We start from the raw sequence: 13,325 nt of genomic DNA, 5'->3' as shown, positions 1-13,325 counted from the left end.
GCGCGCGGTGCACGTCGACATGCCGGGAGCGCCGCCGGCCTCCGCGGCCTCTCGGTCGCGGCGCAGGCGCGCCGGGCGATGGCGGTGAGCGCCCGCTCCCTCGACGTTGTCGCGCTCGAGCTGCCGCAGCGCTTCGGCGACCTCCGGGGCTCGCTCGCGGAGATCGATCGCCTCCTCGGCGCGCCCGCGCTGGCCGGGGCCGACCTCGCGCTCCTGCCCGAGCTGATCGTCACGGGCTACGTCTCGCCGCGGGGCGACAGCGATCTGCGCCGCTTCGCGGAGGCGCTCGACGGCGAGTCCGCGCGGCGGCTCTCCGAGCTCGCGCGCGAGCACGGCGTCGCGCTGGCGGGCCCGCTCGTCGAGGAGAGCCGGGGCCGCTTCTACAACACCCTGCTCGTCTTCGACCGCGACGGGCGGCGCGTCGGCCACTACCGCAAGCGCCACCCCTGGTTCCCGGAGCGCTGGGCGGCGCCTGGCGATCTCGGGACCCCGGTGCTCGATCTGCTCGGCGTGAAGGTGACGGTCGCGATCTGCTTCGACGTCCACTTCCTCTCCGAGGACGCGGGCGAGGCGCTCGACGCGGCCGATCTGCTGCTCTTCCCGACGGCCTGGGTCGATCCGCCCGGGGAGGGCGACGCGCGCGCCGAGCTCCTGCCCGCGCTCGCGCGGCGCCATCGCGTGGCGATCGTGAACGCGAACTGGGGGCCGTCCCGCCCCGCGCTGGACGGCCAGGGCGGCTCGCGCATCCTCGACGCCGACGGGCGAACGGTGGCGGCGGCGCCGCCCGGTCCGGGGCCGAGCGTCGTGCGCGCCGCCTTGCGCCTCCGGCAGGACCGGCGCGACAGCTGAGGGGAGCCGAGGGGGCTCGCCCAGCGCCGGCGCGCCGCGATCGCGCTCAGGCGAACGGGAGCTTGCTCAGGTCGACGTTTCCCCCGCTCAGGATGACGCCGATCCGCGCTCCCTGGACCTTGCGCAGCAGGACGGCCGCCACCGGGACCGCAGAGCTCGGCTCGATGAGGATCTTCATCCGCTCCCAGACGACGCGCATCGCCTTGACGATGTCCTCTTCGCCCACGGTGACGATCTCGACCCCGCGCTCGCGCAGGACCCCGAAGGTGAGCTCGCCGAGCGAGGTCCGGAGGCCGTCCGCGATCGTGATCGGGTCGTTCGAGGGGAGGATCTTCCCCTCGCGCAGCGAGCGGGCCGCGTCGTCGGCCGCCTGGGGCTCGGCGCCGACCGTGCGCGCGCGCGACAGCGCGCTCGTCGCGATGGCGGTGCCCGAGAGCAGCCCGCCGCCGCCGACGGGCGCGACCACGGCGTCGAGGTCCTCCACCTGGCCCGCGAGCTCCAGCGCGGCCGTGCCCTGGCCGGCGATGACGTGCGCGTCGTTGTACGGGTGGACCAGGATCGCGCCCGTCTCGGACAGCACGCGGGCGAGCGTCTCCTCGCGCGACCGGAGCGTCGGGGCGCAGGTCACGATCCGGGCGCCGTAGCCCTCCACGGCGGCGCGCTTCACGGCGGGCGCGCTCTCGGGCATGACGATGTGCGCGGGGACGCTGCGGATGCGGGCGGCGAGCGCGAGCGCGGCGGCGTGGTTGCCCGAGGAGTGGGTGGCGACGCCGCGGCGCGCGTCCTCGTCCGAGAGGGCCAGGACCGCGTTGCACGCGCCGCGGAACTTGAACGCGCCGACCCGCTGCAGGTTCTCGCACTTGAAGAAGACGCGCGCGCCCGCCATGCCGTCGATCGTCCGGCTGGTCAGGACGGGGGTCACGTGGGCGTGCGGCGCGAGGCGCGCGGCGGCGCGGCGGATGTCCTCGATCCTCGGCAAGGGGCTCATGGACGGGCATCGGAGCGCGGCCTGCGCCCGACGTCCACCGCGAGCGCGCCGCGCCGGCGCCCGCGAGCGCGGCGCGGCGTCAGAACAGGTCGGCCGCGATGCCGTCGGCGAAGACCCAGGCGGCCCGCGGGACGCTGAGCCGCCCGCCGTCGACCTTCAGGCGGCCGGCGCGCTCGAGCCGCTCCGCGGCCCGCCGTCGCGCGGGCGTCCACGCCGGCACCCCGAGCGCCGCCGCCGTCGCCTCCAGATCGAACCCCTCCCGCAGCCGGAGCCCGAGCATGATCCGCTCGGACAGGCGCGTCTCCGGGTCGAGCCGCTCGTGGCTCTCCACCGGGACGGGCCCGCCGCCCTCGGCCATGGCGGCCATGTACCGATCCGGGCTCACGACGTTCCGGTAGCGGATCGCGAACGCCTCGCCGCCGTCCTCCGCGCCGGCCGAGCCCAGGCCCCAGCGCGGATCCGGGCGCGATACGGTCCCGTAGGCGGCGCACCCGAGCCCGACGTAATCGACGCCTTTCCAGTAGCCGAGGTTGTGGCGCGCCTCGTGGCCGGGCTTCGCGTAATTCGAGACCTCGTAGTGGGCGAGCCCCTCGGCCTCGAGCGCCTCGTCGATCGCGAAGAACGTGTCCGCCACCCCGTCGTCTCCGGCGAGCGGCAGGCGCCCGCGCCGCGCCAGCTCTCCGAACGAGGTGCCCGGCTCGACCGTGAGGCTGTACGCCGAGATGTGGGTCACGCCGGTCGAGGCCACGGCGCGCGCCTCGGCGGCGGCCTGCTCCGGGCGCTGCTCCCGCGCTTCCTCGGCCGTCCCCACCGCGACACCGTAGATGAGATCGCCGCTCACGCGCGGCATCCCGGACCGGAGCGCCGCCGCGAGCGCGCCGAGCCCGCCGTCGGGGTCGTGCAGGCGCCCGAGGAACCGGAGCCGCTCCACGTCGAGCCCCTGAACGCCGACGCTCAGACGGTTGACCCCGATCGCTCGGAACGCTCGGGCCCGCTGCTCGTCGAGGGAGGTCGGGTTGCACTCGACGGTCACCTCGAGGTCGGGCGAGAGGCGGCCGGCGGCCGCGGTGATGGCGGACAGCACCCTGCCCATCTCCTCCGGCTCCCACAGGGATGGCGTCCCCCCGCCGAAGAACACGCTCCGGAGCTCGCGCTCGCCCAGCGCATCCGCCCGCCTCCGGAGCTCGGCGAGCACGGCGTCGGCATAGCCGCGGTGGTCGATCGCCTCCCGCGCCTTCGCGAAAGAGACGAAGTCGCAGTAGGGACACTTCTTGAGGCACCAGGGGAAGTGGACGTAGGCGGTGATCGGCTCCATGGAATCCATGAACATAGGAGACAGCGGATGCGACGGATGCGGATGCGACGGGTGCGATGGGCGTAACGGACGCGACCGACGCGACCGACGCGACCGACGCGACCGACGCGACCGACGCGACCGGCTCGGCCGAGACGACCGACGCAATCGATGTAGCTGACGTAGCTGACGTAACCGACGCAACTGACGCAACTGACGCGACTGACGCAACCGAGGCGACGGACGCGGCCGGGGCGGCCGCTGCGGGAAATGAGAAATGCATCGGCGGCGCGACCCGCGCCGGAGACGCGCATGGTGACACAATTGCGGGGCCTAGATCGCGGTGTTAGCGTGCCAAAGGGAGAGGGCGCATTGCGCCCGCCGAACTCTTCATGCTGACGTTGACGGAGCTTGTCGATCGCGTTCGGACCTACCAGCCGGCTGCAGACGTCGATCTCATCGCCCGGGCTTACGCCTACAGCTCTGACGCTCACAGGGGGCAGACCCGCAAGAGCGGCGACCCGTATTTCTCCCACCCGGCGAGCGTCGCCGCGATCATCACCGAGCTCAAGCTGGACACCGCGAGCGTCTGTGCCGGGCTCTTGCACGACGTCGTCGAGGACACCCTCGCGACGACCACCGACATCGAGAACACCTTCGGCCAGGAGGTGGCGTTCCTCGTCGACGGCGTGACGAAGCTCTCGAAGATCAACTTCGCCTCCAAGGAGGATCGGCAAGCCGAGAACTTCCGCAAGATGCTGGTGGCGATGGCGCGCGACATCCGCGTGCTCCTCGTGAAGCTGTGCGACCGCCTCGACAACATGCGGACGCTCGAGTTCATGAAGCCCGAGGCGCAGGACCGGATCGCCCGGGAGACGATGGAGATCTACGCCCCGCTCGCGAACCGCCTCGGCATCGCGCGCTTCAAGAGCGAGCTCGAGGACCTGTCGTTCAGGTACATCGAGCCGGAGGCGTGGGCGGACCTCTCGCAGAAGGTCAAGACGACCGCGAAGGAGCGCGACAGGTACATCCACGAGGTCTCGAAGGTGCTCGCGGGCAAGCTCGCGGAGCAGGGCTTCGCGGTCGACGTCACCGGCCGCGCGAAGCACCTCTACTCGATCTGGCGCAAGATGCAGGCGCAGCAGTGCGACTTCGACCAGGTCTACGACGTCATCGCGTTCCGCGTGCTCGTCGAGTCGGTCGCCGACTGCTACGCGACGCTCGGCGTCATCCACTCGCAGTGGACCCCGGTCCCCGGCCGCTTCAAGGACTACGTCGCGCTGCCCAAGCCGAACATGTACCAGTCGCTGCACACGACGGTCATCGGGCCCGGGCGCGAGCGGATCGAGATCCAGATCCGCACCCACGAGATGCACCGCGTGGCGGAGCAGGGCATCGCGGCGCACTGGAAGTACAAGGAGAACAACTCCGGCGGCATCGACCCGAAGGACGCCGCGCGGTTCGGCTGGCTCCGCCAGCTGATGGAGTTCCAAAAGGAGCTCAAGGACCCGGCCGAGTTCCTGGAGAGCGTCAAGGTCGACCTGTTCCAGGACGAGGTGTACGTCTTCACGCCGAAGGGGGACGTGCGCGTCTTCCCCCGCGGCTCGACGCCGATCGACTTCGCCTACGCCATCCACACGAAGGTCGGCGAGCACTGCTCGGGGGCGCGGGTCAACGGCGCCATCGTCCCGCTCCGCTCGAAGCTCCGGAACGGCGACGTCGTCGAGGTGATGACCAACCCGAGCCAGCACCCGTCGAAGGACTGGCTCGACTACGTGTCGACCAGCCGCGCGCGCTCCAAGATCCGCAACTACCTGCGCGCGGAGCAGCGCGAGAAGTCGCTCAAGCTCGGCCGCGAGCTCCTCGAGAAGGAGATGCACCAGCGGACCATGAGCCTGAGCCGCCTCACCAAGAACGAGGCCGAGCTGCGCAAGGTCATGGACAAGTTCGGCGTCGCCTCGGCCGACGAGCTGTTCATCGCGGTCGGCTACGGCAAGGTGAGCGTCCGCGCGGTGTGCGAGTTCCTGGCGCCCACCCCCAAGGAGAACGACAAGGGCACCCCGACGACGCCGCCCGAGTCGATCAAGGAAGGGCGCATCGAGTCGCTCGTCCGCAAGGTGACGGGGCGCGACAGCCCCGGCATCCTCCTGAACGGCATCGACGACGTCCTCGTCCGCTACACGAAGTGCTGCAACCCGCTCCCCGGCGACGAGATCGTCGGGTTCATCACCCGCGGCCGCGGCATCACGGTCCACCGCCGCAACTGCGCCAAGGCGTTCGACACGGACCCCGAGCGCCGCGTGGAGATCTCGTGGGACTCGCGCGCGAAGATCAACCGCCCGGTGCAGATCAAGGTGATGACGGCGAACCGGCCGGGCATCCTCGCGACGGTCGGCCACACGTTCCACGAGCAGGGCATCAACATCAGCGAGGCGACGTGTCGCGCGGGCGACGACGGCCGGGCGATGAACACGTTCACCTTCCTCTGCTCCGATCTCGCGCAGCTGAAGAGCGTCATCCGGCGCCTGCAGCGGATCCCCGGCGTGATGGCGGTCGAGCGGACCTGAGCCGGCGCGTCATCGGCCGCGGCGAGCGCGCGCCCCGCCGCTCGTCCTGGGCGGACCACCTGCGGCGCCCGGGCCGGCGTCCGGGAGCGCGCGGGTGAGGGGGCGGCCGAGGTCGCCGCCCGGCTCGTGCCGCGCCGCGATCTCCTGCACCTTGCGCACGAGCCGGGTCACGTCGTGGTGGCGCACCGGCGCGCCGGCGGCGGCGCGGTCGCAGAAGAACGTGCGGCACCCGAGCGGCCTCGCGGCGTAGATCGCGCAGCGGCCGGCGTCGGTGAGCAGCGGGCACCGCCGCTCGGCGGCCTGCGGCAGCGCGCGCCGCCGGCCCGGCTCGCCGGCGGACGCCGTCGGCTCGGGCGCCGGAGCCCCGCCGGCTCGCACGACGCCCTGGAGCGCCCGGGGGCCGCCCAGGGCCGCGATCGCGCGCCGGACGGCGGCGAGCTCGACGGACGTCACGTACGGCTCGCGGCCCGTGATGCCGAACCGGCAGCACTCGGTCGAGGCCGGGCAGGTCCAGCCCTGGAAGACCTCCTCCGCCTCGCGGTACACGGCCGAAAGCTCGGCGAGCAGATCGGCTTCACGGGCGTGCGGCTCAGGGGTCGCGGTGCGGCGCATTCGTCAGGGCGGGCTCTCGTGCGTCCGCGCGCACGGCGGCGGCCGGCGCGGGGTGGGATCGGAGCGGCGGATCCCGCGTCGCGAGCCTAGTGCCGCGCGGCGCCGCCGCGAAGCGGCAATCCGCGACCGCGCCGGGAGCGCTGACGCGCGGCACCAGCGCGGCCTTCGCGGAGGCGGGCCGCCCTGCGCCGGCGGACGCCGCCGCTGCCGCGGCGGGGCGCGCTGGGCGGCGAGCGCGCACGCGCTATCCTCGCGGACGATGTCATCTCTGCGCCCGAAGCTTCGAGCTCTGGAGGTCGTCGTCATCCAGGATGAGCGCCACGGCCGTGCGCTGATGCTGCGCGACACCGAGGGCATCGCCCCGTCCGCCGTCGTCGTGCCCGCCGGGAGCTCCGCGGTGCTCGCGCGCTTCGACGGACGGCGATCGATCGACGAGATCGCGCGCGACGCCTCCCGGTCGACCGGCCAGCGCGTGGACGCCGCCTACGTGGCGCAGCTGGCCGACGAGCTGGAGGACGCGTGGATGCTGGACAGCCCGCGGTTCCACGCGCGCCGGCGGACCGTCGTGCGGTCGTTCGACGCGGCGCCGATCCGGACCGCGGCCCACGCGGGCGGCGCGTACCACGGCGATCGGCTGAAGCTCGCCGAGTTCATCGAGCGTCAGTGCCTCGGGGTCGCGCGGCCGCAGGGCGGCGCGGCGCGCGCCGCGGCCCAGGGCGCGACGAAGCGCATGGTCGGGCTCTGCGCGCCGCACATGGACCTCTGGCGCGCCGCGGCCGGCTACGGGCACGCCTACGCCGCGCTCGAGCAGGCGCTGGCGGCGCCGGGGCTGGAGAAGGTCGACACCTTCGTTCTGCTCGGGACGTCGCACGCGCCGATGCGTCGACCGTATGCGGTCTGCGAGAAGACGTTCGCGACGCCGCTCGGCCCGCTCGATCCGGATCGCGAGATGATCGCGGAGCTCGGGGCGGCGAGCCGCTTCGACGTGCACGAGGATCAGTACCTGCACAAGAACGAGCACTCGATCGAGTTCCAGGCCGTGTTCGTGCGGCACCTCCTCGGCGACCGCGCGGCGTCGATCGTGCCCATCCTCTGCGGCCTCTCGGAGTGCCAGGCGCGGCGCCGCGACCCCGCGCAGGACGACGGCGCCGAGTCGTTCCTGACCGCGCTCCGCGGCGCGCTGGCGCGGCGCCCCGGCCGCGTGCTCGTGATCGCTGGGGCCGACCTCGCCCACGTCGGGCCGCGCTTCGGCGACCCCGCGCCGCTCGACGAGCGCCAGCGGGTGGCGCTGCGCGATCGCGATCTCGCGTCGATCGAGCGCGCGACGTCGGTCGATGCGCCGGGCTTCTTCGCCGACGTCGCCCAGGACCTCGGCACCCGCCGCGTCTGCGGCCTCGGCCCCATCTACACGCTGCTCCGCGCCCTCCCGCCGTCGTCGCGCGGAGAGCTGCTGAACTACGAGCAGTGCGTCGACCCCGAGGAGGGATCGATCGTCAGCCACACGTCGCTCGGATTTTACGGGTGAAGGTGCGCGCCTGCTCGGCGCGTCGCGCGTCGTCATGGCGCGAAGCGCGCTCGTCCGCCGCGCTGCGCGTCGTCACGGGCGAAGCGCGCTCGTCCGACGCGCGTCGTCGTGGGGCGCGCCGGGAGCCCCTTCCGGCGCTGTCGCGCCGCGAGGCTCCCTGGCGGACGGCGGTCGGCTCAGCCGCGCGGGACCCTGCGGCGCGCGATGTCGAGGCCGAGCCGGTCGGCCTCGCGGTAGATCGCCTGCCGCGACATGCCGAGGGCCCGCGCCGCCGACGCGACGGAGCCGTTGGCGCGGGCGAGCGCGTCCTCGAGGCGGGCGCGCGCGAGCGACGGATCCGTCGCCGGCGGGAGGTTCGGCTTCACGCGCGGGCCGCGCGCGAGCGAGCCCGCGATCGGCGTGACGGAGAGCGGACCGTCCGGCGCGGCCTGCGCCGCGGTCACGATGGCGTTCTCGAGCTGCGGCACGCCGCCCGGCCAGCCGGCGCGGACGAGCGCCTCCAGGAGCTGCGGGGTGAAGCGATCGAGGCCGATCGCGTTGCGCTCCGCGATGTCGCGCACGATGAGCGGCACGTCCTCGCGCCGCATCTCGAGCGTCGGGATCGTGATCCGCTTGCCGGAGAAGAGCGACGCGAACCACGGCGCCACCCGCCCGTCGCCGGCCGCCCGATCGAGGGGCTGCCCGGTCGTCGCGATGATGCTGACGCCGTTCGAGCGGCCGACCGAGTGCGCGATCTCCAGCTGCTGCGGCCGCGGCAGGCGATCGGCGTCGAGGACGAGCCAGGTCATCGGCCGCGCGCCCGGCGGGATGACCGGCTTGGTCTCGGCGCCGCCGTCGACGACCAGGGTCTCGCCCAGGCCCTCGCGCACCGCGGCGGCGAGGCGGGCGAGCGTGCGCTTGCCGACCCCGGGCGCGCCCTCGATGCAGACGCTGGAGCCCGACTGCACGAGCTTCATCACCGGATCGATCCAGTCCTTGCGCTGCTTCGAGCCGAACACGAGCGGCCCGAGGCGCGACGGCGCGCCGTCGTACAGCGCGAGGTGCCGCTCGACGAAGACCGCGAGCTGCTGGCCGAGCCGCACCACGTCGCCGTGCATCACGCCGATGCGGCGGGCGCGGACGCCGTTCACCCACGTGCCGTCGTGGGTGTCCATGTCCTCGATGTAACAACCGTCCGAGCGCACGCTGATCTTGGCGTGCTCCGGCGCGACCCCGTTCCCCTCGATGCGCCCGTCGCGCGCGGCGCTGCCGATCACGGCGCCGTCCATGAGGCTCACGATCCGCGGCGGACCGTCGAGCCCGATCAGGACGAGCCCCCACCCGCCGTCGTCATCCTGTCGCTTGGCGTGGACTCCGGACCGGTACTCCTTCTGAAGGACCGGCGCCGCTGTCTCCGCAACGTCCACTCGCAAAGCAGTCTGTTCGTTCATGCTCCCCCCAAGTCCAAAGGACCTGCCTGGTCGACCCAGGCCAACCAAGAGCGCGCCGAGCGGCGGGCACCCTTATGATGTAAGAGCGCGCCACACGGTGCCGCTGTCGCGAACGCGAAGGCTTTTGTGAGCGGCACCTTGCGCGGTGCTGCTTGGCGAGCCCCCTCGCTCGCAATGGCCACACAATACTCGACCAGAGCGGCCGTGCAACCTGCCGGCGACGGAAGTTTTAAGGTTTTGTTCTTCAGAGCTTGACTCTGGTCACGCCGATTGGTACTCATCCGCCACGCATCGACGGAGGCGCCCTCCGGTGATGACCCGGCGCGAATCAGGAAATCTCTGACGAGCGCTTTCAAATTCGGACAACGGTTCAGTCGGCTGTCTGAAAATGAATTTCTGAATTGGGTGATTGACATCTGCGGGAGTAACTCAGTGGTAGAGTGCAACCTTGCCAAGGTTGACGTCGCGGGTTCAAATCCCGTCTCCCGCTCCACGACATAGGCTCTGCGACAGCGAGCAGACCAGCGAGGCCGGTGCGACCCACCGGCCTCTGTGTTTTGTTCCACCGCCCGGCGCGCGGGCGCCGGGGGGGAAGCGCGGGGCGCGACGGGGCTCGAAGCGCTGATCATGCGTCGATCGATGCGTCGATCGATGCGCCGGGCGGCAGGCCTGTGATACGAGGAGTCGCCTCATGTCCGCTCCGCTCCACGAGCGCCTGCGCCTCCTTGCCCACAGCCTCGAGCGGCAGTTCCTGGGCAAGGACGAGATCATCCGCCTGCTCATGATCGCGGTCGTCGCGGGGGAGCATTGCGTGCTCCTCGGCCCGCCCGGGACCGCGAAGAGCGCGCTCATCCGCACGCTCGCCGAGCTGATGCAGGCCCAGTACTTCGAGTACCTGCTCACCCGCTTCACCGAGCCGAACGAGATCTTCGGCCCCGTCGACATCGGCGCTTTCCGCGAGGGCGTCTACCGACGGAACACGTCGGGGATGCTCCCCGAGGCCGAGATCGTCTTCCTCGACGAGGTCTTCAAGTCGAACAGCGCGATCCTGAACGCGCTGCTCACGCTCCTGAACGAGCGCAAGTTCTCGAGCGGCGGCCAGGTGATCCGCTGCCCGCTCATCAGCGTGTTCGCGGCCTCGAACGAGGTGCCGGGCGACGAGACGCTGACGGCGATCTTCGACCGCTTCCTCCTGCGCGTGCAGTCCGACAACCTCGACGCCTACCACTTCAGCGAGCTGCTCCAGCGCGGCATCCAGCAGGAGATCCGGCACATGGCCGGCGAGCCGCTCCGCCCGCTGGTCGCCGCGCGCGAGCTCGCCGAGCTCGGCCGTGGGTTCGGCGCGCGGATGAACTTCGGCGACGCGTTCCTGTCGGCCTACAAAGGGCTGGTGTTCCAGATCCGCGCCGAGGGGATATCGCTCTCGGACCGCCGCGTCGTGAAGATGCTCAAGCTCTTCGCCGCGAGCGCCTACCTCGACGGCCGTCAGACCACGGACGCGAGCGATTTCTTCGTGCTCAAGCACATCTGGAACAACCAGGATCAGGCGGCGATCCTCGAGGGCATCGTGCAGCCGGTGCTGGAGGCGTTCTTCCGCGAGCACCCGGATCGCCGCCGCGTCGGCGCGCTCGGCGTCGGGGTGGAGGCGCTCGCCGCGGAGATCGACCGCATCCGGCAGATCCTCACGGGGGGCGCCGCGCTCGGCGATGTGCAGCTGTTCAGTCAGCTGAAGGCGCTCGGCGAGATCAAGCAGGCGCTCGCCGGCATCAACGACGCCCGCGCCCGCGAGCTCGAGGCGCGCGTGTCTCAGCTGCTCGAGGCGTCGTTTCGGAGCGGGCGCTTCGCCCAGATCTAGCGCGGTCGGCGCCGGGCGCCGCCGGCGAGCCGCCGGTGGCCCTGGAGCGTGCCCTGGGCGCGGCCGGGCCCGCGCCGGGCGCCGCCGGCGAGCCGCCGGTGGCCCTGGAGCGTGCCCTGGGCGCGGCCGGGCCCGCGCTGGGCGCCGCCGGCGAGCCGCCGGTGGCCCTGGAGCGTGCCCTGGGCGCGGCCGGGCCGAAGCCGGGCGCGCTCGCGGCGTCGGCGCCGGCGGCCCTGGAGCGTGCCCTGGGCGCGGCCGGGCCGAAGCCGGGCGCGCTCGCGGCGTCGGCGCCGGCACGCGCGCGGGCCCGCGGCTGCGCGGGCGCCCCACGGCTGCGCCCGGACGGGCCGGCGGCCTCCGCCGCGCCTCGAGGCGATGCCTTCGCGCCCGAGCGGGCCAGGCCGGCGGCGCGGCGATGGTCGACCGGGCCCGACGACGCGCCCATCACCGCGCCACGGATGCGCTTGGGCACGCCGAACGCCTCGCGGATGTGGAGGAGCTCGTCCACCGTCAGGGCGCGCCACTCCCCCGGCCGGAGCCCTTCCGAGGTCACGCCCGCGAACGTCGTCCGGGCCAGGCGCATCACCGGCCAGCCGGTCGCCTCGCCCATGCGCCGGATCTGCTGGTTGCGGCCCTCGCGGAGGGTCACCTCGAGCCACGTCTTGTCGCCCTCGTGGCGGAGCACCCGCGCCTCGGCCGGCAGCGTGACGCCGTCCTCCAGGCGGATCCCCTCGCGCCACGGCGTGAGGTCGTCGTCGCTCATGACGCCCTGGACCTTCAGCACGTACGTCTTCGGCACACCGCCGCGCGGATGGAGCAGCCCGTTGGCGAAGTCGCCGTCGTTCGTCATCAGCAGGATGCCGCTGGTCGCGAAGTCGAGCCGACCCACGGGGTAGAGGCGCGCGCCCGTGCCGCGCACGTAGTCGGCGACCGTCGGGCGCCCCTCGGGATCGCGCAGGGTCGAGACGACGTTCCGCGGCTTGTGCAGGGCCACGTAGACCGGCGCCTCGGAGACCAGGCGCTTGCCGTCCACCTCGATCCGGTCCTTCTGCCGGTCCGCCTTGAGGCCGAGCTCGGTGACGACGCGGCCGTTCACGCGCACCCGCCCGGCGAGGATGAGCTCCTCGGCCGACCTGCGCGAGGCCACGCCGGCCCGCGCGATGATCTTCTGCAGACGTTCTTCCATGGTGTGCTCGGGACCTGCGCCGACGCTGCGATGCCGGCGGGCGGCTCTGATAAGCACGCCCCTCGCGCCGCGTCGACCAACGTTGGTTCCGCGCGCTCCTCACGCCCGAGCCCGGCGCCGGCGCCGGCGCGCCCAGAGGCCGACGGCGGCGGACGCCCGCGGCCCAGCAGCGCCGGGGCGCGGGCCGCAGGCGAGGCCAGGCGGGCGGGATCGGCCTCCAGGCCGGCCGGAGGAGGCGCGCGCTAGTTCTTGTCCTTGGCGGGCTCCGCGCTCCCGCTGCCGCCCGCGGCCTCGTTCGCCTTGTCCGCGGCGGCTTGATCCTCCGCGGCCTTCTTCGCGGCCGCCGCGGCGGCCTCCTCTTCCTTCTTGCGCTCGTCTTCCTCGACGCGGCGCTTCACCTCGTTGTCGTGGTCCCACCGATCGACCCGCTCGTCGGCGTCGATGTCCACGCCCATCCGCTCGAGCCGGCCCATGCGGTAGATCTCCCACACGTCCGGCTTGCCGTCGCGGTTGGTGTCCCGCTTGATGCGCGCGAGCTTGCCGCCGCTGTAGTACTTCCACTCGTCGGGGTTGCCGTCGCGATCGGAGTCGATCCTCACCTCGGCCAGCCGCCCGCTGGCGAACGTGAGCCAGGTGTCGATCCGGCCGTCGTAGTTCGCGTCGGACTCCTCGTGCAGGCTCTCGCCCTTGTCGTTGTACCTGCGGACGACGTCCTTCACCCCGTCGAAGTTGGTGTCGATCTCGCGGCAGACGAGCGCCCGGTGGCGATCCTCGCCGGTGCCCACGATCTGGTAGACGCGCCGCACGTTGGGCTGGATCGCGCCCGGCCCCGCGGTCTCGCTCGCCTCGCGATCCTGTCTGCCCTTCCAGTCGCACATCGAGCGATCGTCGATGCTGCCGTCGGCCCTGCGCGCCGCCTCGACCTTCGGCGCCTTCGTGCCGTCGAACCCCGGATCCGAGCCGCACGCCGCGCCGAGCAGGCCGAGCGCGGCGAGCGCGATGAGCGCTTGTCTCCTCAT

11 protein-coding genes and 1 tRNA gene are annotated in these 13,325 nt (G+C 72.8%); 6 read left to right on the top strand and 6 right to left on the bottom strand.

All coding sequences use genetic code 11. The features are described 5' to 3' along the window. Positions 1-78: 78 nt before the first annotated feature. Positions 79-849 (top strand): carbon-nitrogen hydrolase family protein, encoded by a 771-nt coding sequence (locus WMF33_RS23010; protein WP_437339131.1) that lies wholly within the window; start codon positions 79-81, stop codon positions 847-849. A 46-nt stretch (positions 850-895) separates the two neighbouring features. On the opposite strand, the gene WMF33_RS23005 is transcribed toward WMF33_RS23010, so the two are convergent. Next, entirely contained in the window at positions 896-1,837 is a 942-nt protein-coding gene (locus tag WMF33_RS23005) for a pyridoxal-phosphate dependent enzyme (RefSeq protein ID WP_437339130.1), read from the bottom strand. A gap of 79 nt (positions 1,838-1,916) precedes the next feature. Further along, on the bottom strand, positions 1,917-3,152 hold the full coding sequence (gene hemW, locus WMF33_RS23000) for a radical SAM family heme chaperone HemW (protein WP_437339129.1): 1,236 nt from the start codon (positions 3,150-3,152) through the stop codon (positions 1,917-1,919). 56 nt (positions 3,153-3,208) lie between these two features. On the opposite strand from hemW, the gene WMF33_RS22995 reads away from it, so the two are divergent. Continuing rightward, positions 3,209-3,481, top strand: coding sequence for a hypothetical protein (locus WMF33_RS22995; protein ID WP_437339128.1), 273 nt, complete (start codon positions 3,209-3,211; stop codon positions 3,479-3,481). A 42-nt stretch (positions 3,482-3,523) separates the two neighbouring features. Continuing rightward, a complete protein-coding gene (locus WMF33_RS22990) occupies positions 3,524-5,698 on the top strand; it encodes a RelA/SpoT family protein (protein WP_061625547.1) in 2,175 nt (724 codons plus the stop codon). Between the two features lie 9 nt (positions 5,699-5,707). On the opposite strand, the gene WMF33_RS22985 is transcribed toward WMF33_RS22990, so the two are convergent. After that, positions 5,708-6,310: a YkgJ family cysteine cluster protein gene (locus WMF33_RS22985; RefSeq protein ID WP_437339127.1), complete on the bottom strand. Its 603-nt coding sequence runs from the start codon at positions 6,308-6,310 to the stop codon at positions 5,708-5,710. Between the two features lie 259 nt (positions 6,311-6,569). Between WMF33_RS22985 and amrB the strand changes: the two genes are divergently transcribed. Beyond that, a complete protein-coding gene (gene amrB / locus WMF33_RS22980) occupies positions 6,570-7,835 on the top strand; it encodes an AmmeMemoRadiSam system protein B (RefSeq protein WP_437339126.1) in 1,266 nt (421 codons plus the stop codon). Between the two features lie 176 nt (positions 7,836-8,011). Here amrB and WMF33_RS22975 read toward each other — a convergent pair whose 3' ends face one another. Then, positions 8,012-9,241: an FHA domain-containing protein gene (locus WMF33_RS22975; protein WP_020736537.1), complete on the bottom strand. Its 1,230-nt coding sequence runs from the start codon at positions 9,239-9,241 to the stop codon at positions 8,012-8,014. Between the two features lie 442 nt (positions 9,242-9,683). Here WMF33_RS22975 and WMF33_RS22970 point away from each other — a divergent pair. After that, positions 9,684-9,758, top strand: a tRNA-Gly gene (locus tag WMF33_RS22970). Positions 9,759-9,956: 198 nt separating this feature from the next. Continuing rightward, positions 9,957-11,120: an AAA family ATPase gene (locus WMF33_RS22965; protein WP_020736536.1), complete on the top strand. Its 1,164-nt coding sequence runs from the start codon at positions 9,957-9,959 to the stop codon at positions 11,118-11,120. Here the strand turns inward: WMF33_RS22965 and WMF33_RS22960 are convergent. Next, positions 11,032-12,306 carry a pseudouridine synthase gene (locus WMF33_RS22960; protein ID WP_437339125.1) on the bottom strand — a complete coding sequence of 425 codons (1,275 nt, stop codon included), beginning with the start codon at positions 12,304-12,306 and terminating at the stop codon, positions 11,032-11,034. The genes WMF33_RS22965 and WMF33_RS22960 overlap by 89 nt on opposite strands. Positions 12,307-12,548: 242 nt before the next feature. Further along, entirely contained in the window at positions 12,549-13,325 is a 777-nt protein-coding gene (locus WMF33_RS22955; protein ID WP_437339124.1) for a hypothetical protein, read from the bottom strand.

The organism is Sorangium sp. So ce394, assembly GCF_051474665.1.
GTDB lineage: Bacteria > Myxococcota_A > Polyangia > Polyangiales > Polyangiaceae > Sorangium > Sorangium cellulosum_D.
This window is presented reverse-complemented; position numbering and strand designations above follow the sequence as displayed.